Here is a 20258-nt window from a genome sequence, read left to right as displayed (position 1 = left end):
GAGGACTAACGTCGATGACGGGAAAACGGTTGGGGCTCATCCTCCTCTTCCTCGCGGTCTACCTCTCCTGGGATGCCTACGCCTTAGTCTATCCATTCATCGGGCGCTGGAGCGCCGACGTTACCCGTTCCCTCCTCGACCTGCCAATGACATCATATCACTTCGAGTACTCCCTCGTGAGCTGGACGGTCTCCCATCATTACCTCCACGCGCTCATGAGGGCGGTTTATAGGGCCGGCTTCGCGGGTAGCTTCTGGCTCCCGGCCCTCTACTTCACATTCGCCGACCCGAAGCGGGCGAAGAGGCTCGCCTTCAGGTTCGCCCTCGGCTTCGGAATCCTGGCCCTCTCTTTTCTGGTATTCCACGTCCACGCGCCTCACGTCGTTTACACTCTCCCGGAGCGCTACGCGCCCAACGACTGGACCGCTCGACCCGAGTTCGTTCTCCCCTCCCCGCACTGCACACTGGCCTTCATCGGCCTGCTCTCGGTTCTGGAGGTTAAGAAGAAGGAAACAGTCCCGCTCGCAGTTTTCCTCGCGCTCGTCCCAATCTCAACGGTTCTCCTCGGTGAACACTGGGTCTGGGACGCGGTAGCGGGCTTCCTCGTGGCTCTCGTCGCGGTGAGAATTGAGAAAAGGGTTTAAGGCGGGCAGGAAAAATAAACCCCGGTGGTGGTATGAGAATCGGAAAGCTCGCAAAGCTGATGAAGGAGAGGGGATTTGATGGAGCGCTCGTCAGTCCGGGCTCGAACTTCTACTACCTGACCGGAATCAGAATCCACGAGGCCGGTGAAAGGCCAACGATTCTGGCTTTAAACGCCGACGGGGAGTTTCACCTCCTCGTTCCGAGCCTCTACGAGAACGTCATAGGTGACGTGCCCGTTACCTTCTGGCGCGACGGCGAGAACCCCTACGCGAAGCTCGCGACGATTATGCACGGGCTCGGCATAAGCGACGGCAAAATCCTCATCGAGAACACGATGCGCGCCGACTGGCTCATAGAGATTAACAGAACCGTCCGGATGAGGCCCTATCCTCTGAGCGTTGTGATTAGGGAGCTCAGGATGAGGAAGGACCCAGAGGAGATAAGGCTCATGGAGAAAGCGGCGAAGGTCGTTGATGAGGTCTTTGAAGAAATCCTGGGCTGGGATTTGGTTGGGATGACCGAGAGAGAACTGGCTTTAAAGATAGAGCTCGCGATAAGGGAGCGCTCGGATGGGATTTCCTTCGAGCCGATAGTCGCTTCCGGCGAGAACGGCGCCAATCCCCACCACGAGCCGGGCGAGAGGAAGCTGAGGAAGGGCGACATGGTGATACTCGACTACGGGGCGAAGTGGAAGGGCTACTGCTCCGACATAACGAGAACGATAGCCCTCGGCGAGCCCGACGAGAGGCTCGTGAAGATTTATGAAATCGTTTGGGAGGCGCAGGAGAGGGCATTCCAGGCTGTCAGGGAGGGCGTGAAGGCGAAGGACATCGACGGAACCGCGAGGAGAACCATAGAGGAGGCCGGCTACGGGAGGTACTTCACCCACAGAACCGGTCACGGGTTGGGCTTAGATGTCCACGAGGAGCCCTACATCGGGCCCGAGGGAGAGGTCGCCCTCGAGAACGGAATGACCTTTACGATAGAGCCCGGAATCTACGTCCCGGGGCTCGGCGGGGTGAGAATAGAGGACGACGTTGTCGTGGAGGGAAGGGGGAGGAGGCTGACGAAGGCTGAGAGAGAGCTAATCGTTCTCTGAACGGAACGAGAAAAGTTTTTTCACATCTTCTCTAAGCTCCTCCGCTTTTCCCTTCATAACAACCTTCCCGCCCCCAATAACAAGAACTTCATCTGCCAAGCCGTAGACCGGTTCCCAGATGTGGCTTACTATTACAAAGTTTGTGCGCTCTCTGAGCTCCTTTAGGATTTTCACAACTTTTCTAATCTGGTCGAAGTCGAGATTAGCCAAAGGTTCGTCGAGGATTACCAGCTTGGGCTTTCCAATGAACGCCTGTGCTATAGCCAACCTTTTGCGCATTCCGGATGAGTAGTTTCGAATGGTCTCATCCAAGTAATCTATCTCAAAAAGATTGGCAACATGTTCAACTTCGTCTTTTTTGTAACCCTTTGCTCTGGCTACAAACTCGAGCCACTCCCTTCCAGTGATGAGGGAGGGCACTGAGGGAGGGTCGAAGGAGACCCCGATTTCCCTCTTTAGCTCCTCGTTGCTCCAAGGGTCTCTACCAAAAACCCTGACGGTTCCGGAAGTGGGCTTATAAACACCGGCAACAATCTTGAGGAATGTACTTTTCCCACCACCGTTGGGGCCTAAAATCAATGTCACCCCCTCGTCTATCTCAACGTTAATGCCATCAAGGGCAACGATGCTACCGAAACGCTTGACAAGACCCTCTGTCCTAATCATCTCCTACCCCTCCAGAGAATAGCAAAGAGAAACGAACCAAAGATTCCGGCTATAAGATATGCATCCTGAACTTTTCTTGCAGGATAGGGTCTTTTGAATCGAATAATGCACTGAGTCTCCCCGCTTCCTTTATAGAACACCACATAGTTGCCCTCGTGAGGAACCACGAACTCAGCCGAGAGGGTACCAATGAAGGAAAAGTTGGCCAAGGGTTCTTTTTTAAGGGAATCAGCGATGTAAATTTCTCCTGAGCCTGAGGTACATGTTATTTCTGCTAGAGCCTTTGAGGGGAAGTAGAAGTCAATGTAGTTCAGGCTCGCTGAGGTGGAAGGCGTTAGCGAATGGGGACCAATAAAGTGTTCATCTTCCGAAAATTCCCGATAGTTGAGGTAAGCTAGGCCCGGAAGAAGCATTAGAAAGAGCGATATAACCAGGGCGAGCCTCACAGAACATCCCTCCTCTCGGAAGCGATTACACCCAGAATTATAAGTAGGAGCGGAAGGAAGATACCGTGAAGGACAACCGATGAATCCAATAGAGAGGGGTTAATCTCCGTAGCCCTAATGAAAAGGCTGAAAGGAGGCAATTTACCCCCACCGATAGAGGTTGATATATGAACGATGAGATAGCTCCCGATAAGCGTTGGAAACATGCCCCTAAGGACCATAGAAAGAAAAGCCGTCAGTGTGGCAACATAAACTAGTGCAAGGGTTATCAAAAGAAGGGTTTTGAAAAAGGCTTCGTCGAGAATAAAGGGAATATGTCCAGCAACGGTCGCGCTTGATAGAAAGACCGAAAGGAACAACGGGAAGTAAAGCATCATAACTATGAGAAACAGGAGAGAGACCAGCTTTGCGAGGAATATTTTGGACTTCTTGTAGGGGAGAGTGTAGAGGGTTAGCGCGTAACCGGTGTCCCTGTCGTGCCTGAAAATCAACGTTCCGAGAAGGATTACCAGGAATGAGTAAACCGAAAAGCCCGCCCTCGGAAGAGATTTAAGCACGTGCCAGAACGCGTTACCGCTGAGAGAGAAGGAAGATAACTCAACTGATGCAGTTGCGGAGATAACGTGCACAGTAGAGTAAGGGCTCAAATAATCCGAGTGAACCGAGATGAAACCCATCACAAGTCCGGCAAAGAACGTCATCACAACCAGCGGCCTGTTGAGCTCCCATGAAATCAGAGCCCTCATCAGTTCACCTCCTAGTTGAAACCATAATCGCACCGGCAACGGAGAGCAAATATACATAGAGGAGAGGCGAGGTAGAGGTTTCGTAGGGAACCTTATTCCCAACGGCTTCAGCGTTGGTGTCGCTGAGAAGCAGGCCTCCAAGCTTTAGGCCATCCCCCTCTGGAAATGCCTTAGTAGAGCCCATAAATGTCAGAAAACCGCAGGCCTGGAAATCCGCCCACCCAACACCCAAGAAAGATAGCAGAAACCCTGTTGATGGGTCGTAAAACGCCATTACTTTTCCTCCAACTTGGAGGGCATTGCCCATCTTAACGTTGAAGGGACTCGTCATGATAATAATCGTTGGGGGTCTAAACGGGCGGTAGAAGGTAAGAAACGTCTCATTTAAGGTCTCAATTTTTGATACTGTAACGTTTAACCCTCCAGGACTCGTGAACAGGTAATCCCCAAGTTTAAGGTATGGGTTATACCAGAGCAGTGTTCTGCCGTATCTGTTTCCTCTTAGGTCATATACGTATCCAGTGGTTAGGTTTATTAGGTACATGCTTTCCAGTTCAAGGCGTTTCAAGTAAATCAGGGATTGGTTTCCAAAGGTGTCAACATTGACAATATCTTTCTCGTTCCAAATGGGGGTAACGTTTCCGAGAGTTCTAACCACCACCCCGTCTCCTGAAACCGTCAGCTTAATCGTGGCCATGTCACTAGAAACATCGAGAATCAGAAAAGCCATAGTGACGTTACCCCTGTAATAAATTCCAACGGGCTCACCGCTCACATTGTATATTATGACAAGAACTGAAGGAGCATGGGGGGCAGTCCAGTTAACGGTTGTGTTCGTAATCGCGGAATACGTAAAATAGACACCCGGTTTAACCCACGGAAAGACATAGTTCGCACCAACTACAACATTAGAAAAAAAGACAGCCAAAATCAGAAAAACGAGGAAGAACTTTTCTTTCACTTGAGAACACCTCCCAAGAGTCCGAAGACAATACAAGGTAACCAAGAATTAAATGTGCTTTGAATTATTTAAGCATTTCTATTGAATAACCGAATTTTAGAACCTCGCTTAATGAAACTGTTAGACCCTCCCATCGCTCAGCTTTTCAATGAGCCGTCTCGTGTGCTCGTCTATGGATTCACCGAGTGCCACAAAGACAACGCCATCATTAACTATCGCGTGGTCTCTTACATCCCCAAGGAACTTTAGAACAGCGAGTCTATCGTTGTATAGGAGCAGAAAGTCGAGGCAGTCAATCACCACGAGTCCCCGGGACCCGCTTTTCTTGGCCTCAACCAGATACTGAACTATGATATGTCTAAGCCGTTCAAGGGCCGTTGGTGATATTGAGTTCTCAAAGGGCACCGTTGATACTCTGAAAACTGACCATCCCCCGGGAAAACTGCCCTCACTCCGGGTTATGAGCAGAATTGGGGACTCACTATACTTATCGAGAATGGATTTCAGTTTTCTGCTCTCAACGAGTACGAGACCGGTCACCTCGACATCAGGAACACTCCCACCCTTGAAGAGGCCGGAACTCGTAACACGAATCGTTGCTATCGAGAACACAAGCGCCCCAAGGGTCATGAGCCCGAAACCAATTAGAGTTCCGCGCAACGCCTTGTAAGCGAGAAACACAACCGCAACGGGAACGACTGAGAGGGACAGTAGGGGCCGTTTAAACGTTCTGTACGCGATGTACGCGGTAACCAGCAACATGACACCAGAATCGCTGGCGATACCACCAACACCCTTTGGGATAGGGTATCCCATAACCTCCATCAGCCGGTAAACCACGTGGGATACTGGAGTCAAGAGATACAAAGCAAAGAGGGCTGTTTTCGAAGGGTACATCTCCCTGACAAGAATAACCACATAGAGAGAAACCCCAAGGGCAAAGAAGTACAAAAACGCCTCAGCAAGGGAGGGGTATCCAGATACTCTCAAGAACACATGGAAACTCAGGAAAGCCCATCCAAAGGAAGCGGAGAGAAGCGCAGGTGACCTCTCGCGTAATGCTCTTGCGAAGAGGTAACCAAACGTTACAAGGCTTACTGCCAGCATTACTGACTCGATTTCCACGACCTGAGGCATGATTGAAACTCAACGTTACCCCTTAAGAGTTTTAGGGCCCAAAAACCTTAAATACCCAAAGCCGTTACTCGCACCGATGCCGATGAGGGGGGAGTGTCTTCTCCGCTGGAATCACATCGGTGCCTGATTTCATCGATAACCCCCCTATTCTGGACTCCCGCTCTTTTGGAAAAACCTTGAGGAGGTCTTGGACATGAAAGTTGACTTCAAGGCCATTGAAGAGAAGTGGCAGAAGCGCTGGCTTGAGGAGAGGGTTTTTGAGCCCGACAGAAACGCGAAGCCCAAGGAGAAGAAGTTCTACATAACCGTCGCCTTTCCCTACCTTTCCGGCCACCTCCACGTCGGCCACGCGAGGACCTACACGATTCCCGACGTCATAGCGCGCTTCAAGAGGATGCAGGGCTACAACGTGCTCTTCCCGATGGCGTGGCACATCACCGGCGCGCCGATAGTCGGAATCGCCGAGAGGATAAAGAACCGCGACCCGAAGACCATACACATCTACCGCGACGTCTACAAGGTGCCCGAGGACATTCTCTGGAAGTTCGAGGACCCGAAGGAAATCGTCAAGTACTTCATGAAGGCCGCTAAGGAGACATTCATAAGGGCCGGCTTCAGCGTGGACTGGACGCGCGAGTTCCACACCACCAGTCTCTTCCCGCCCTTCAGCAAGTTCATAGAGTGGCAGTTCTGGACGCTCAAGGACATGGGGCTGGTCGTTAAGGGCGCCCACAGGGTTAGATGGGACCCAGTGGTTGGAACTCCCCTCGGCGACCACGACATAATGGAGGGTGAAGACGTCCAGATTCTCGAATACGTGATAATCAAGTTCATCCTGGAGGAGAACGGGGAGAAAATCTACCTTCCGGCCGCGACGCTCAGACCGGAGACCGTCTATGGAGTAACCAACATGTGGCTGAACCCCAACGCCACCTACGTCAAAGCCAAAGTCAGGCGCGGTGATAGGGAAGAGACCTGGATAATCAGCAAGGAAGCGGCCTACAAGCTCTCCTTCCAGGACAGAGAGATAGAGGTCATCGAGGAGTTCAAGGGCGAGAAGCTCATCGGCAAGTATGTGAAGAACCCGGTAACGGGCGACGAGGTCATCATTCTGCCGGCGGAGTTCGTTGACCCCGACAACGCGACTGGAGTAGTCATGAGCGTTCCCGCTCACGCCCCCTTCGACCACATAGCCCTTGAAGACCTGAAGAAGGAAACTGAACTGCTCCTCAAGTTTGACATCGACCCGCGCGTCTTGGAGGACATCACCTACATCTCGCTGATAGAGCTCGAAGGCTACGGTGAGTTCCCGGCCGTTGAGGAAGTTGAGAGGCTCGGCGTGAAGAGCCAGAAGGACAAAGAAAAGCTCGAGGAAGCAACCAAGAACATATACAAGGCCGAGTACCACAAGGGGCGCTTCAAGATTGAGCCCTACGCGGGCAAGCCGGTCCAGGAGGTAAAAGACCTCATAGCCAAGGAGCTCATGGAGAAGGGCATTGCCGAGATAATGTACGAGTTCGCGGAGAAGCCTGTCATCTCGCGCTTTGGCAACCAGGCGGTCATCAAGATAATCCACGACCAGTGGTTCATAGACTACGGAAACCCCGAGTGGAAGGAGAAAGCGAGAGAAGCTTTGGCAAACATGACGATTTACCCGGAGAGCAGGCGCGCGCAGTTCGAGGCGGTTATAGACTGGCTCGACAAGAAGGCCTGTGCCAGAAAGGTCGGCCTCGGAACGCCCCTGCCCTGGGACCCGGAGTGGGTCATCGAGAGCCTGAGCGACTCGACAATCTACATGGCCTACTACACGATAAGCAGGCACATAAACAAGCTCCGCGAGGAGGGCAGGCTCGACCCCGAGAAGCTCACGAGGGAGTTCTTTGACTACATCTTCCGCGAGGACTTCAGCGAGGAGCGCGAGAAGGAGCTTGAAGAAAAGACCGGAATCCCGGCAGAGACAATCCACGAGATGAAAGAGGAGTTCGAGTACTGGTACCCGCTCGACTGGCGCTGCTCTGCCAAAGACCTGATACCGAACCACCTGACGTTCTTCATATTCAACCACACGGCTATATTCAGGCGCGAGCACTGGCCGAAGGGAATCGCCGTAAACGGCTTCGGAACGCTCGAGGGCCAGAAGATGAGCAAGAGCAAGGGCAACGTGCTGAACTTCATTGACGCAATCGAGGAGAACGGGGCAGATGTTGTGAGGCTCTACATAATGGGTCTCGCCGAGCACGACAGCGACTTCGACTGGCGCAGGAAGGAGGTTGGAAAGCTCCGCAGGCAGGTCGAGCGCTTCTACGAGCTGATAAGCGAGTTCTCAAGCTACGAGGCCGAGGAAGCCGAGCTCAAGAACATCGACCGCTGGATGCTCCACAGGCTCAACAAGGCCATCGAGGGAACCACCAAGGCCCTTGAGGAGTTCAGGACGAGAACCGCCGTCCAGTGGGCGTTCTACACGATCCTCAACGACCTGCGCTGGTATTTGAGGAGGACCGAGGGAAGGGACGACAAGGCCAAGCGCTTTGTATTGAGAAAGCTCGCCGACGTCTGGGTCAGGCTCATGGCGCCGTTTACGCCACACATCAGCGAGGAGCTCTGGGAGAAGCTGGGCGGAGAGGGCTTCGTCAGCCTCGCTCCCTGGCCAGAGCCCGTTCCCGAGTGGTGGGACGAGACGGTAGAGGCGGAAGAGGAGTTCGTCAAGGCCTTCATCGAGGACGTCAAGGAGATAATCCGCGTTGCGAAGATAGAGAACCCGAGCAGGGTTTACGTCTACACCGCCCCGGAGTGGAAGTGGAGGGTCGTTGAGGTCGTCGCCGAGAAGAGGGACTTCAAGTCGGCGATGGCAGAGCTCATGAAGGACCCGGAGATGAGGAAGCACGGCAAGGAGATAAGCAAGCTGATACAGAGGCTCATCAAGGAGAGGGCCTTCGAGGTCAAAAGAATAGACGAGGAAAAGGCGCTGAGGGAAGCCAAAGACTTCATAGAGAAGGAACTCGGCGTCGAGCTGATAATCAACCCCGAGGAGGACAAGGGAGGAAAGAAGAAAGCCGCGATGCCGTTGAAGCCGGCTGTGTTTGTGGAGTGAGGGTTTTGTCTTTTTCTACAAATTTTTCGCCGTGTATTAATTCACCCCCAACTTATAAAACCTTTTCTCCGAAAACGCCTTAAAGAGAACGTCTTTAGCCCTTTTCGGTGTTGTCCATGCCGGTTAGCGAGGAAACGTTTAAGGGAGAAGTTCTTTTAAAAATCCCGCCCCGAAACGAGCCACCTTTGCCACCCGACTGGTTGCACACCGAGCAAACTTTTCTGGAGAAAAGTTTGACCAAAAGTATTCAACTCACTAACTGCCACCACAAAGTTTGCATGTCTTGACAAACCGGGCAAGAAGAGGGGGTTTAAAGAAGAAAGCGAAATTTCATTAGGTTTTAACTCTTTTTAACGCCCTTCGGGCGTTGTATTCGCAGTAAAAACCATGCTCTATGGCCTTTGAAACTTGAACCCCACAACATTAGCGCCTCTTCAGAATAGGAATGCCAATTTTGATGAAACTTTGCGCAGGCAAAGTTTCGTCGGCTGTGGTGCGCACGCACTAACCACCGTTCCCCTCGCTTATCTCGTCGGTGAGACAGGCCGTGTTGTTGCCGTTGACCGCTCCCGCTGGCGCTTCTTCGAGGAAGTTGCCACATCAGCAGGGGTAAAGCACAAGATAATACCGCTCAAGCTCGACGCGCGGGAGCTACCGTTCCCGTTCAGAGCCTTTGACTTGGCGGTTCTTGTCCACGGAGTCAGGAGCCTGAAAAACGAAGAAACGATGGTTAAGGTCATCTCTGAAATGCTCCGTGTCTCGGAGCGGGTATTCATCGCGGAGAGCCTTCCAGTGGCGAACAACGAGAGGCAGAGGGCGCACCTCGAACTCTACAACCTGCGCGAGGAAATCTTTGAGGCGTTGTTCGGCGAGAAGGACGACCTTCACTACCCGACGCTTGAAAAGCTCATCGAACTCGTTGAGCGAGCAGGAGGGAGGGTAATCAAGAGCGGGACGTTCGAGCCCGAGTTGCCACACTACCTCGCCTATATTCCCCGCGAGTACGTGGAGAGAGTAGAAGACGATGAAAAGCGCGCCGAGCTTTTGAGAAGGTGGGGGAGAGCCTATGAAAATTGGAAGGCCGGGGCGGAGCATCCTCCGGTCGGGTGGCTGATTGCAAAGCGCTGAAAAGAGAAAACCAGAAACATCAGGCCGAGAGGTTGCCGTTCCGCCTCCACAAGGAAAGCTCAAAAAGACTCCCCAGGAGGCCCAGCAGAACGGCCGGGAGCAGGAGGAAGAGCAACACTATCATGAAACCGTCGCCCTCGGTGGGGCCCGACGCCGGCGCTTCAACGAAGGAAGCCGCGAACCTTATCAGTGCCAACACAGCAGCGAGAACGACCGGAACAGCTATCAAGGCCGTTTTTGTGAGTTCTCTCGGCCCAACGCCGAGCCTGAAGGCAACGAATGCAACAAAAAGTGAGCCCAGCAGGAGTCCTGTTAAGTAGAGTGCAAGCGGAAGGAGCCCTCCAGCATCAATGCCGAGAAGGAAGCCTACCAAAAACGACAAGAGCACTATCAAAAGGGACAATCCAGCAACTTTCTGGACGTCGCGCATATTCCCCACCAAGCAAAGTATGAATGTTCACCTATTTAAAAGTATCTACGGACTGTTCTCCACAACGACCTCGACTCGGGCGCGGGCGATGATTGCGAGCAGAACCGCGAGGAGGACAACCCTAAGGGCCTTTGAAACCCACAGGGGATAGGGCTCCAGCGTGCCCGAGCTGGAAACGAGCGCCTCGCCGCGGTCAACTACTTCCGTGTCTGGGGAAAGTCCGAGGAGCGCGAGGATAACGATGAAGTCCCCCGCCATTCCCGCGGTGTTGAAGACGTAAACGAGCGCCCAGAAGTCTGAGCGGAGTAGCCATGCAAGGGCGAGCGCGATGAGAGATAAGGAAAGCGGCGCAAGGGTAACGGCGATAAAGCGTCTCGCGGTTAGGGGTGTTTCAACTGCAGTGTAGGGCGCGACGACGAGCTTTCCAAAGGTTGTGACGCCGAACCTCACCCTCGCACCGAAAAGTCTGGCAACGAGCGCGTGAAGGCCCTCGTGGAAAGGTATTACGACGACCCAGGGAAGGATGAGGTAGTAGACAAAATCCCGGAGCGAGCTTACCGAAACTTCAACCCATGGAACCGTAAAGGCAGAACCTATGAGGAGCAGAAGGGAGAGGGTAAGGAAGTCAGAGGAATAATCGGAGAGCCGGAACTCTCCCATCAAAACTCCCTCTCCACCAGGAACTCGGCGAGGAGTTCAAGGTCTTTCCTTGCCTCGCTCTCGGGGAGAACCTTGAGCGCCTCGTTGGCTTCCTTCACAAGGTTCTTGGCGTACTGAGCGGCGTAGTCGATGCTGCCGTACTTCTTGAGGAGCTCGATGGCCTTGGCAACTTCCTCCTTCACCTTCTCGTCGTGAATGAGGGCGTCACCCTTGGCGTCGCCGGCGTACTTGCCGAAGACCTTCATGAACTCCGCCTTGTCCTCTTCACTCGCGTGCTGGAAGAAGTGGCTGACTATGAGCGTCTTTTTGCCCTTCCTTATGTCGCTTCCGACGGGCTTTCCAAGCTTCTCCTCGTCGGCTATTAAATCGAGCACGTCGTCCCATATCTGGAAGGCAATTCCCACGTTCCTTCCCCATTTTGAGAGGGCCTTTATGTACTCCTCGTCCTCAGTGCCGACGATTGCGCCTATCGTTGCCGAGCCGTCGAAGAGCGCCCCGGTCTTACCGCTAATCATCTTGAGGTACTCGTCAACGGTCACTTCTTCCCTCGTCTCGAACTCTATGTCGAGCGCCTGACCCTCGCAGAGCTCGTTTGAGGTCTTCACGAGAACCTCAAGGATTCTCGCCTTCTTCTCTGGGCTTACCTCAGCCCTGGCTATCGCCTCAAAGGCCTTGCTGAAGAGCAAATCGCCTGCCAAAATCGCCATGTTGACGCCCCAGACCTTGTGGACTGTCGGCCTCCCGCGCCTTAACTCGTCCATGTCCATTATGTCGTCGTGGACGAGGGAGTAGTTGTGAATGAACTCAACCGCGGCCGCTGGATAGAGCGCCTTCTCTGGGTCGCCGCCAACGGCCTCCGTTGCCCGGAGAACGACGAAGGGGCGAACCCTCTTGCCACCGGCGAGCGGGTAATGCCTTGCCGCGTCGTAGAGGTTTTTGGGCTCCCTCTCAGGGATGAGCTCAAAGATTTTCTCGTCAACGGCCTTCGCCATGGTTTTAACCCTGCCGAAGAGTTCATCATACTTTCCCATGCTACCACCCCGTGAGCGATGAAAGCAATCAAAGGGAAAAAGTGGAAAGTCTTTATCAGCTTTGCCCTCACGGAATCTCGACAATGTAGCCGTTCCTCGACACAAAGACGTCCTTTCCAATCATGTAGCCCTCTTCCTCGGCCAGCTCTGCGTAGTGGGTGAGCATTCTGAACTCGCCGTGGGCCGGGACGATGTTCTCGGGGTTGAGGAGCCTTATCAGGTAGCGGTGGTCCTCCCTGCTTGCGTGGCCGGAAACGTGGAGGTCTTTAATCATTCTGACGCCCCTCATCCTGAGCTTCGTTTCGAGCTTGTAGCGCTGGGCGTAGTTGAGCGGGTTCGGTATCGTTCCGGCTGAAAAGACGACGGTGTCGTCCTTGCCGATGTCGTAGAGCTCGCCGTCCGCCATTCTGGTCAATACCGCTCCGGGCTCGCCCTGATGGCCTGTAACGATGAGGAGGTAGTTCTCCCTCGCCTGCGATACCTCTTTGAGGACCTTCCTGACGGCGTTGGGACTTCTGACGGCTCTTGCTCCCTTCATCTTTATCAACCCAAGCTGTTTCGCTATGCCCGTGTACTTCGCGAGGGAGCGGCCAACCAAAACGGCCTGTCTGCCCATCTTGTTGGCTATCCAAATTAGCTCCTGGAGGCGGAAGATGTGGCTCGCGAAGGTTGTCGCTATCAATCCCTTCTCATCCATGCCCTCGTAGAGGAAGAAGTCCTCGAGGAGCATTTGAGCCACTGCCTCGCTCGGCGTCTTCGTCGGCTCCGCGACGCGCGTGGATTCGGCAATGAGAACCTTGACGCCCTCCTTCCCGAGCTCCTTGAGGCGCTTGTAGTCGGGCCTCTCGCCGAGCGGGTTGTTGTTGTCGAACTTGAAGTCGCCGGTGTGAAGGACTATCCCGTCTGGGGTGTGGATGGCCACCATGGCCGCCTGCGGAATCGAGTGGGTGATGCGGATGAACTCTATCGCGATGTTCTCGCTCACCTGGACTATTTCACCGAACTCGGTCTCGTACATCGGGTTCTTGACCTCAAAGTACTCCTCGCTCTTGACTTCGCCCTTGGCGAGCTTAATCGTGTAGGGCGTCCCGTAGACGGGCGTGTCGGGGTAGTGCGGGGCGAGCTTGGCTATCGCGCCGATGTGGTCGAGGTGGCCGTGGGTGAGGGCTATTGCGACGACCTTCTTGTTCCGACTCTTCCAGAGAATCCTGTCGTCGGGAATCGCGCCGAGCTTCTGGAGCTCCTTGTCGGAGAACTTCTGGATGCTCGTGTCCTCGTGAATCATCACCCTGTCGAGCATGATGCCCATGTCTATTATCACTACCTCTTCCCTTCTGCCGTCGGAGTAGCCAACGGCCGTCATGTTCTTGCCGACTTCCTCGTAACCGCTGATTGTGTAGACCTTTATCATCTCAATCATCCTCCCGCCCCGGGCCCCTCCTGAGGCGCGGGGCTGCGTTGGGCATTACTCTGAACGAGGGTTTAAAAAGGTGTGCATCATCTTGGCGACTTCAGCGAGAGCAACGACCCGGCAAAAACCGTCAGGACGAAAGCCAGAGGAATCAGCCCCAGGGAACCCCAGAGTGAGAACCAGCCCCTCCCCCAGAGCGAGATGGCAACGGTCGAGCCCGATACGGCCCCGAGCAGAAAAGCCGGCCCGTCCTCTCCTGGTTTCCAGACCGTGAACAGCGAGGCTAAAAAGGAAAGGATTATGCCGGCAACCGCCGTCAGGGGCGTTAGCACTATGAGAACGCCCTCAATGAAGGAAAATGTGCGGGAAAGGAGACCCTTCACCTTTCTCACCGGGCGCGCAGATAGCCTGGAAGGTCAATCCTCTGCTCCAGCCACTCCCTCGTGAAGCCCGTGATAACGAGCGGGACCCTTCTCAGCTCTTCGACGTTTCTGGCACCGACGAGGAACATCGCGTTCCTTATCTCCTCGATGTAGCGCCTCAGGATTTTGATGACGCCCTCGACGTCGCCCTTCATCGCAGGCTTGAGAAGGGGCAAAGCCACTCCAGCAAAGGTCGCACCCATCGCCAAAGCCTTGGCCATCGTTATCCCGTCGCGCATTCCGCCGGTGGCTATAATCGGCAGGTCTGTGGAGTAGCGAACCTCTGCGACGCTTACCGCGGTCTTAATTCCCCAATCCCAGAACCTGAGGGCAAGGTTCCTGCCAAGCTCGTCCTTCGCGCGGTAGTACTCGACGCCGCTCCAGCTCGTCCCGCCGAGGCCGCCGACATCTATCGCGTCAATCCCAATGCTCTCAAGCCTGACCGCGACCTCCTTGGAAACCCCCGCTCCTGTTTCCTTTGCTATTATCGGGTATGGAAACTCCGCCTTGAGCTCCGCCAGAGCTTTGAGAACACCCCTGTACTGCGTGTCCCCCTCGGGCTGGACGCTCTCCTGCAGGGGGTTCATGTGTATTGCCAGAGCGTCCGCCCCAATCGTCTCGACCGCCTTCAGGGCCTCCTCTATGCCGTAGCGCTCCGGAATGGTTTCGGAGAACTGAGGTGCCCCGAGGTTGCCGACAAGGAAGACGTCTGGAGCGACATCGCGGACGTAGTAGCTCTCCCAGGTTTCAGGCTTCCTTATCATCGCCCTCTGACTGCCGACGCCCATCGGTATGTTGAGCTCCTGCGCGGCCTTCGCGAGGGTTTTGTTTATCCTCCCGGCGAGCTGGGAGCCCTTGGTTCCCCCGGTCATTCCCGCTATGAAAATCGGGTAGTCAAAGCGCCTCCCGAGGAACTCGACGCTCAGGTCAATCTCGTCCTTGTCAATCTCAGGCAGGCTCATGTGGACGAAGTGCACGTCCTCAAAACCATTGCTCACGTGGGCCTGAACGTTCCTTTTGAGGCAGTGCTCTATGTGCTCAAACTTCCGGATGATAGTGAGCTCTTCCTTATCAAAAGCCTCCATCACGACCACCGGGGAAGAGAAGGCGGAAAAAGTTAAGAGGTTTTGGGTGGGCAGACGGTGACGTTCACGGTTTTCACGACCAGCCAGCCCTTCGGGTCCTCAATCCAGTTGCCAAGCTGACCTCCTCCCCTCCCTGAAGGGCGAGGGTTCCAACGAGTTAACCCCTCGCTAACGGGCGGTTCGGTTTGCGGGCCCATCACATACTCCCGTCGCCGGTTTCAGTTCAGCCCGCGGGCCGGGTCTTCGGCCCGTTACCCCTCACCGCAAAGCGGATTGGGGTTATGGCTTGGAGGCCACCACTTAGAGTTTTTAACTGCCACAACGGGCAGTCATTGAAAGACGCCCTCACGGCGTCAACACTCCAAGGGCGAGGATAACTTGAAACCCCTTCGAGAGGGGTTGTTTTACGGTGGCCTTTTCGAGGCCTTATTAAACGGGAGGATATTTAAGGGTTTCGATGATTTAAAGCTCGTTGGGCGGTTTACTGCATCCCCGCCCCAAAGGGAGAGGCTTTCAAAAGAAAAATGTAACGTTGTTGCAGGTTCCGTAGTAGGTTACCAGTTTAAGTTCGATTTTTCCGGACTGAACCGTTGATGGAAAGCCGATGGGAACCGCAAAGACCCTCAATTTGGCCTGAGCGCTCCCGTTGGAAGCCGAGACCTGGAACGGATAGTAGATGACGGTGAGGTTCCTCGGGTTTCCACCGCCCAATGTCACGGACAGGTTTCTAACATCGCCCAGCACAAGCCACGAATCGTTGTTCTCCACCCAGCCGGGATAAACCAGAATAACCGCGTCTCTTCCTCCGGCGAGAGCTCTAACGATGCCCCCACCCCGGAGCTCCCATTCAACGGTGACGGTGTTGTTCCCCGACCTAACACTTAGGTTCAGGTCTCCAGGAGATGCATCAAAAGCGCTCAGGTAACCACTGGAAGATACCTTCTGAAGCCCCCAGAGGGCGATGATGAAGAGCACCACAAAGGCCAATATCTTACGCAACATGGTCATCAAAGTTATTAATACTAAAGGAAAATAAAAAGATTTCGCCTCAGCTAAGGCACAATCCTTGTACCGAAACCGTCTCCCCTGATGGCCCCGCTCAGCCTGCCGGGGACGAGGCCGTTAACGAACCACACCTCCGCGAAACGCGCTATCTCCTTCGCTTCCCTCAGCTTGTTTATTATTCCTCCTGTTACGTCGGTTCCTGCAGACCCAGCGAGACGCTTTATGAGGTTGTCTATTTCATCCGGGGAAAGTTCAAAGAGCAGGGTCCCCTCGCCCGGTTTTCCGTCGTAGATTCCGTCAACGCTCATCAGGAAGATTACCTTCCTTGGCCTGAAGAGCTTCGTCAGGTATGTAACTATCTGGTCGCCGGAGAGTATATCAACGCCCCGAGCGAGGTCAACCGCCACGTCGCCGAAAAGGACGGGGACGAACCCTGTTTCAATCAGCTTCCTCACGGGCTCAACGTCGCCGTATACAACCCTGTCGGAGTCCATGAGGAACACGGAGGAGCTTGAAACCGAGACTGCTGGGATGCCGACATCAATAAAAGCTTCAACTATTTTCATGTTCGCCCTCAGCATGGCGTGATGCGTGAGGGAGAACCCCTTCTTGCGCCAGAACAATGCATCCTCCGAAAGCCCAAGGAGACCCTCCCTGATTCTGTATTCCTTGGCGTAGGGATGCCCAAAGCTACCGCCTCCGTGGACTACTATGAAGTCCTCCTCAGGGTAAAAATCCTTAATCTCCCCCGCTATTGAGCGGACGACGTTTTCCCTGAAGTTCTCGGGCTCGCCGGATTTGTCGCTGAAGACGCTTCCACCGAGTTTGACGATTATCACGGAATCACCTCCTCTATCCTGAGGCCTTCCCTGCTTATCTCGGTTATCATCGGAGTTCCACCAGCTATCGTGATGGCAGTGGCTACCTCGCTCTGCTTCTCAGGTGCAAGGGCGTACATACAGCCGCCGCCACCGGCACCGGTTATCTTGGCCCCCAAAGCCCCGGCAGTTCTGGCCGCATAGACCAGCTCGCTGAGCTTTTTGGTCGAAACGCCGAGGGCGTCGAGGAGACCGTGGTTGATGTTCATAAGCCGTCCAAGCCTCTCGAAGCGAACTTTCTCGTCAAGGTCAGAGAGGAGGATTTCCCTCGCTCTCTCCACAATCTTGCCCATCGAGAGGAGTATTGGTTCGATTATCTCGGGCATCTCCTCCCTCGTTCTCCTCACCATTGCCACCAGTTCTTTCGTCGAACCGCTCGAGCCCGTGTAGCCCACAACTATTGGGAGCTCCATAAAGGGCAGATGCTCGAACTTGCCCTTCTCGTAGTGGATGAAGCCACCTATCGCCGAGACCGTCGGGTCAATGCCGCTCGATGCTCCCTGAACGAGGAGTTCAACCCTGTGGCCGAGCTTTCCGATTTCCTCGTTGGTCAGCTCGAGGCCGAGGAGCCTTGAAACCGCGCCGATTGTGGCAACCGCTACCGCGGCCGATGAGCCGAGACCCGCTCCAACGGGAATCTGAGACGTTATCGAAACGGTGATTCCTTTCCCGTTTTTGTCCGCTTCCTCCCTCACGAGCTCTATCGCCTGGCGGACGTAGCTGAGGACCTCTGCTGCTTTGCCGTAGTCGCTTTCAAAGTAAATCTCGTCCTCTGAGAAGGAAACGGTCAGCCCCGGAACGCGTATGTCCTTGGCCTCTATCTTTATCGCCCCGCTCTCGTTGAACTCTGCCCACACGTAGGTTCTCAGGTTTATCGCGGCCGCTATCGCTGGCTTGCCGTAGACGACGCTGTGCTCGCCGAAGAGGATAATTTTAGCCGGAGCAGAAGCTAAAACCCTCATTTTTGACCCTCCAGGAGTTTCTCTCTCAGCTCAACCCTCATTCTATCGCCTCCAGGCCGAGGTAGTCGTAGTAGTAGCGCTTGAAGTCCTCCCACTCCTTTATCGTCTCATAGGCGAGGTCGTAGAGGAACGTCTCGTCCCTGCAGAAGAGAACCTTCCCCCTGAGGCACTCCTTCCTAAGATAGACTGGGAGGAGCTGGAAAATCTGGACGTCGTATTCCTCCGGGAGAACTCCAAGAACCCGCATCCTGAACTCAAAGGCCTCCCTGGGAGTGCCCTCGTAGTAGACGCACAAATCGACGTCGCTGTCCTTCCTCGCCTCGCCTCTCGCGCGGGAGCCGAAGAGGATGATGAACTTCACCCGGTCGCCGCCGAGCTGGAGGATTTTTCTCACGGCATCGTCGAGGTTCATGGTAGAAAATAAGCTAGCAACTCTTAAAACTTCACCTCCTCATCACGATGCTCGCGTAGCCGACTATCGCCTCTGTGCTCCTGCTGACCTCGTAGCTCGTCGTGTAGTGTAAAAGCTCCGCCTCAAGCGCCCCGGCAGAGCGAGAGTAAACTATGGCAGTCCCAACGGCCCCTGGCCCGCACATCGTGTGCCTCATCTCGCGGAGCTCCCTGAAGAGACCGTCAACGTCAAAGTCGAGGATTCTCCGTATCAGCCTGAAGTCCCACTCCTTTATTCTGTGCGGAAGCTCGTCGGCCCTGGCTCTGAAGGGCACGTAGCCGTACATAGGTCCGTAGTGCATGAAGTCGGTGCTCGCTATGACCACAACGTCCCTGCCGAGTTCCTCGCTCGCCTCGAATATCGCCTTTCCGAGGGCCCTTGAGACATCTTCGTCCTGAATGCCGAGGGTTATGGGGACGATTCTCACTTTCTTTCCGGCGAGCTCTGCCAGATACTGAATGAAGGGCACCTGAACCTCTATCGAGTGCTCGTACCTATGAGCCAATTCATCCAAATCCGCTATGCCCGAGAGCTTTGCTATCGCCTTGGCCATCTCGGCATCGACCTCGATGCTCCCGAGCGGGGTGAGCCACTCTCCCTCGGGATAGACCGCTATCGGCGAGCCGAGACCTGTGTGGTTCGGCCCGAGGATTACGAAGGTATCTGGCAGGCCGTCCTCGAAGATGGCCTTGTAAGTTCTCGATGCTGTGTAGCCTGAAAAGACGTAGCCCGCGTGGGGCGCAACTCCTGCCGTTATCCTCCTCTCTCTCCCCTCCTCGCCGAGGTCGCTAAAGAACTCCTCCAGCATCTCGATGAGCGTCTCGTCAGATGGATAGAAACTTCCCGCGACTGCAGGGTACCTTATCATCACCATCACCTCCGAAGTTAGTTGGCGCGAGAGTTTAAATACCTTGGGTTAGTTTAAGTCCAGACCCCGTCAGAGGCAAAACAACGAGCTCGCCTTTTTCAACCAGACCCGTTTCAATGAGCTTCCACAGCGCGGAGAGGACAACGGCGGACGTTGGCTCGACCAGGAAGCCACGTCTCTTAAGCCAGCTGAGCGCGCCCATCGTTTCAAGCTCGTCAACGCTCACGCAGAGCCCCCCGGTTTCTTTCAGAGCCTTTCTCATCTCGTCGAGTCTCGGCGGTTCGGGAATGGTTATACCTTCAGCGAGGGTGTTTTTCACTGCCGAGCGCCCGCAGAGGCTCTCGTAGCCGGAAGCCTGAACCGCGACGAGCCTTGGAAGTCTATCAATCTCCCCCATTGCTTTTAGCTCGGAGAAACCCTTCCAGAGGCCGAGAAAGAGGGTTCCGCTTCCGGTCGGGGCAAGAATCCAGTCGGGAACTCCGAGTTGCTCGTAAAGCTCAAAAGCGATTGTCTTGGTGCCCTCCAGGAAGTAGGGGTTGAGCCAGTGGGAGACGTAGGTAACTCCGCTCCGCTCGGAGAACTCGACCGCGCGCTCGTGGACGGCCATTCTGTCGCCGTCAACGTAGTGGACCACGGCACCGAGCGCCTGGAGGAGCGAGAGCTTGCCGGGACTCGTATCATAGGAGACGAAGGCATGAACGCGGATTCCGTTTGCAAGACCGTAGAGCGCGAAGCTCAGCGCGGCGTTGCCGGAGCTATCGAGGACGACCTCTGTGATGCCCTCGTCGAGCAACTTTGAAACCGTAACCCAGGTGCCCCTGTCCTTGAATGAACCGCTCGGCTGGAGGTAGTCGAGCTTAAAGAAGGTCCTAACGCCGTTGATTTCGAGCCCGCTTACAGGCGTAACCGCTGGAACCGGGGCGACTTCCCCGTTAACGGGCAGATACCTGCGGTAGCGCCTAACATCAAGGAACGGCTCCGGTGTGAATGCATCTGAGTTCCGCTCGACGAGAAGCGTTCCCCCGCAGTCGCAGGTAAGGCGAAAGGTTTCTGGATAAGTTCTCCCGCAACGGGAACAGCGCAGCATAGCATCACCTTTTTTAGGGATGGTGTGGAATAAAGGACATCGAAACTTA

21 protein-coding genes are annotated in these 20258 nt (G+C 54.7%); 4 read left to right on the top strand and 17 right to left on the bottom strand.

From position 1 onward, the window contains the following. The first annotated feature begins 14 nt into the window (after positions 1-14). Both BD01_RS10825 and BD01_RS10820 read left to right on the top strand, forming a co-directional pair. The gene (locus BD01_RS10825) at positions 15-644 is read left to right on the top strand and encodes a phosphatase PAP2 family protein (RefSeq protein ID WP_042692977.1); all 630 of its coding nucleotides are present in this window, start codon (positions 15-17) and stop codon (positions 642-644) included. 32 nt (positions 645-676) lie between these two features. Next, positions 677-1744, top strand: coding sequence for a M24 family metallopeptidase (locus BD01_RS10820; RefSeq protein ID WP_042692974.1), 1068 nt, complete (start codon positions 677-679; stop codon positions 1742-1744). Here the strand turns inward: BD01_RS10820 and BD01_RS10815 are convergent. The 5 genes from BD01_RS10815 to BD01_RS10795 all read right to left on the bottom strand — a co-directional run bounded on the left by BD01_RS10815 (position 1730) and on the right by BD01_RS10795 (position 5700). Next, positions 1730-2410 (bottom strand): ABC transporter ATP-binding protein, encoded by a 681-nt coding sequence (locus tag BD01_RS10815; protein WP_042692972.1) that lies wholly within the window; start codon positions 2408-2410, stop codon positions 1730-1732. The two genes, BD01_RS10820 and BD01_RS10815, sit on opposite strands and share 15 nt — an antisense overlap. Next, positions 2407-2856, bottom strand: coding sequence for a hypothetical protein (locus tag BD01_RS10810; RefSeq protein ID WP_042692969.1), 450 nt, complete (start codon positions 2854-2856; stop codon positions 2407-2409). The genes BD01_RS10815 and BD01_RS10810 overlap by 4 nt, the downstream gene beginning before the upstream one ends. Then, positions 2853-3602, bottom strand: a complete 750-nt coding sequence (locus BD01_RS10805; protein ID WP_042692967.1) for an ABC-2 family transporter permease — start codon at positions 3600-3602, stop codon at positions 2853-2855. The genes BD01_RS10810 and BD01_RS10805 overlap by 4 nt, the downstream gene beginning before the upstream one ends. Positions 3603-3606: 4 nt before the next feature. Next, positions 3607-4563, bottom strand: coding sequence for a hypothetical protein (locus BD01_RS10800; RefSeq protein WP_042692965.1), 957 nt, complete (start codon positions 4561-4563; stop codon positions 3607-3609). Positions 4564-4683: 120 nt separating this feature from the next. Further along, a complete protein-coding gene (locus tag BD01_RS10795) occupies positions 4684-5700 on the bottom strand; it encodes a DUF7504 family protein (RefSeq protein WP_051482214.1) in 1017 nt (338 codons plus the stop codon). Between the two features lie 193 nt (positions 5701-5893). Between BD01_RS10795 and leuS the strand changes: the two genes are divergently transcribed. Together leuS and BD01_RS10785 are read left to right on the top strand one after the other, a co-directional pair. Continuing rightward, a complete protein-coding gene (leuS, locus tag BD01_RS10790; RefSeq protein WP_042692962.1) occupies positions 5894-8791 on the top strand; it encodes a leucine--tRNA ligase in 2898 nt (965 codons plus the stop codon). A gap of 465 nt (positions 8792-9256) precedes the next feature. Continuing rightward, entirely contained in the window at positions 9257-9919 is a 663-nt protein-coding gene (locus BD01_RS10785; protein ID WP_245599242.1) for a class I SAM-dependent methyltransferase, read from the top strand. A gap of 19 nt (positions 9920-9938) precedes the next feature. On the opposite strand, the gene BD01_RS10780 is transcribed toward BD01_RS10785, so the two are convergent. From BD01_RS10780 to BD01_RS10725, 12 genes are all read right to left on the bottom strand, one after another. Next, a complete protein-coding gene (locus tag BD01_RS10780; RefSeq protein WP_042692960.1) occupies positions 9939-10349 on the bottom strand; it encodes a hypothetical protein in 411 nt (136 codons plus the stop codon). A 45-nt stretch (positions 10350-10394) separates the two neighbouring features. Continuing rightward, the gene (locus BD01_RS10775) at positions 10395-11009 is read right to left on the bottom strand and encodes a DUF3267 domain-containing protein (RefSeq protein ID WP_042692957.1); all 615 of its coding nucleotides are present in this window, start codon (positions 11007-11009) and stop codon (positions 10395-10397) included. After that, entirely contained in the window at positions 11009-12040 is a 1032-nt protein-coding gene (locus tag BD01_RS10770) for a polyprenyl synthetase family protein (RefSeq protein ID WP_042692955.1), read from the bottom strand. The genes BD01_RS10775 and BD01_RS10770 overlap by 1 nt, the downstream gene beginning before the upstream one ends. Positions 12041-12107: 67 nt before the next feature. Beyond that, entirely contained in the window at positions 12108-13451 is a 1344-nt protein-coding gene (locus BD01_RS10765) for an RNase J family beta-CASP ribonuclease (protein WP_042693360.1), read from the bottom strand. Positions 13452-13537: 86 nt separating this feature from the next. Next, the gene (locus BD01_RS10760; RefSeq protein WP_042692952.1) at positions 13538-13834 is read right to left on the bottom strand and encodes a hypothetical protein; all 297 of its coding nucleotides are present in this window, start codon (positions 13832-13834) and stop codon (positions 13538-13540) included. Positions 13835-13839: 5 nt separating this feature from the next. Then, entirely contained in the window at positions 13840-14958 is a 1119-nt protein-coding gene (fni, locus tag BD01_RS10755) for a type 2 isopentenyl-diphosphate Delta-isomerase (RefSeq protein WP_042692949.1), read from the bottom strand. A 513-nt stretch (positions 14959-15471) separates the two neighbouring features. Then, the gene (locus tag BD01_RS10750; protein ID WP_211233895.1) at positions 15472-15957 is read right to left on the bottom strand and encodes a hypothetical protein; all 486 of its coding nucleotides are present in this window, start codon (positions 15955-15957) and stop codon (positions 15472-15474) included. Positions 15958-16010: 53 nt separating this feature from the next. Further along, positions 16011-16802, bottom strand: coding sequence for an isopentenyl phosphate kinase (locus BD01_RS10745; protein WP_042692945.1), 792 nt, complete (start codon positions 16800-16802; stop codon positions 16011-16013). Next, positions 16799-17803 carry a mevalonate kinase gene (locus BD01_RS10740; RefSeq protein WP_042692942.1) on the bottom strand — a complete coding sequence of 335 codons (1005 nt, stop codon included), beginning with the start codon at positions 17801-17803 and terminating at the stop codon, positions 16799-16801. Before BD01_RS10740 ends, BD01_RS10745 begins: the two co-directional genes overlap by 4 nt. Positions 17804-17840: 37 nt before the next feature. Further along, on the bottom strand, positions 17841-18215 hold the full coding sequence (mntA, locus tag BD01_RS10735) for a type VII toxin-antitoxin system MntA family adenylyltransferase antitoxin (protein ID WP_042692940.1): 375 nt from the start codon (positions 18213-18215) through the stop codon (positions 17841-17843). A gap of 31 nt (positions 18216-18246) precedes the next feature. Then, a complete protein-coding gene (locus tag BD01_RS10730) occupies positions 18247-19122 on the bottom strand; it encodes an MEMO1 family protein (protein WP_042692937.1) in 876 nt (291 codons plus the stop codon). A gap of 34 nt (positions 19123-19156) precedes the next feature. Next, positions 19157-20209, bottom strand: coding sequence for a pyridoxal-phosphate dependent enzyme (locus BD01_RS10725; RefSeq protein ID WP_042692935.1), 1053 nt, complete (start codon positions 20207-20209; stop codon positions 19157-19159). Positions 20210-20258 lie beyond the last annotated feature (49 nt).

Source organism: Thermococcus nautili (assembly GCF_000585495.1).
GTDB classification, from domain to species: domain Archaea; phylum Methanobacteriota_B; class Thermococci; order Thermococcales; family Thermococcaceae; genus Thermococcus; species Thermococcus nautili.
This window is presented reverse-complemented; position numbering and strand designations above follow the sequence as displayed.

Bases quoted from the DNA above. Each gene is read 5' to 3' on its own strand.
- BD01_RS10725 (WP_042692935.1), bottom strand. From the start codon at position 20,209: ATGCTGCGCTGTTCCCGTTGCGGGAGAACTTATCCAGAAACCTTTCGC.
- BD01_RS10795 (WP_051482214.1), bottom strand. From the start codon at position 5,700: ATGCCTCAGGTCGTGGAAATCGAGTCAGTAATGCTGGCAGTAAGCCTT.
- BD01_RS10815 (WP_042692972.1), bottom strand. From the start codon at position 2,410: ATGATTAGGACAGAGGGTCTTGTCAAGCGTTTCGGTAGCATCGTTGCC.
- BD01_RS10775 (WP_042692957.1), bottom strand. From the start codon at position 11,009: ATGGGAGAGTTCCGGCTCTCCGATTATTCCTCTGACTTCCTTACCCTC.
- mntA (WP_042692940.1), bottom strand. From the start codon at position 18,215: ATGAACCTCGACGATGCCGTGAGAAAAATCCTCCAGCTCGGCGGCGAC.
- BD01_RS10820 (WP_042692974.1), top strand. From the start codon at position 677: ATGAGAATCGGAAAGCTCGCAAAGCTGATGAAGGAGAGGGGATTTGAT.
- BD01_RS10780 (WP_042692960.1), bottom strand. From the start codon at position 10,349: ATGCGCGACGTCCAGAAAGTTGCTGGATTGTCCCTTTTGATAGTGCTC.
- BD01_RS10825 (WP_042692977.1), top strand. From the start codon at position 15: ATGACGGGAAAACGGTTGGGGCTCATCCTCCTCTTCCTCGCGGTCTAC.
- BD01_RS10730 (WP_042692937.1), bottom strand. From the start codon at position 19,122: ATGATAAGGTACCCTGCAGTCGCGGGAAGTTTCTATCCATCTGACGAG.
- BD01_RS10765 (WP_042693360.1), bottom strand. From the start codon at position 13,451: ATGATAAAGGTCTACACAATCAGCGGTTACGAGGAAGTCGGCAAGAAC.
- BD01_RS10740 (WP_042692942.1), bottom strand. From the start codon at position 17,803: ATGAGGGTTTTAGCTTCTGCTCCGGCTAAAATTATCCTCTTCGGCGAG.
- BD01_RS10770 (WP_042692955.1), bottom strand. From the start codon at position 12,040: ATGGGAAAGTATGATGAACTCTTCGGCAGGGTTAAAACCATGGCGAAG.
- leuS (WP_042692962.1), top strand. From the start codon at position 5,894: ATGAAAGTTGACTTCAAGGCCATTGAAGAGAAGTGGCAGAAGCGCTGG.
- BD01_RS10805 (WP_042692967.1), bottom strand. From the start codon at position 3,602: ATGAGGGCTCTGATTTCATGGGAGCTCAACAGGCCGCTGGTTGTGATG.
- fni (WP_042692949.1), bottom strand. From the start codon at position 14,958: ATGGAGGCTTTTGATAAGGAAGAGCTCACTATCATCCGGAAGTTTGAG.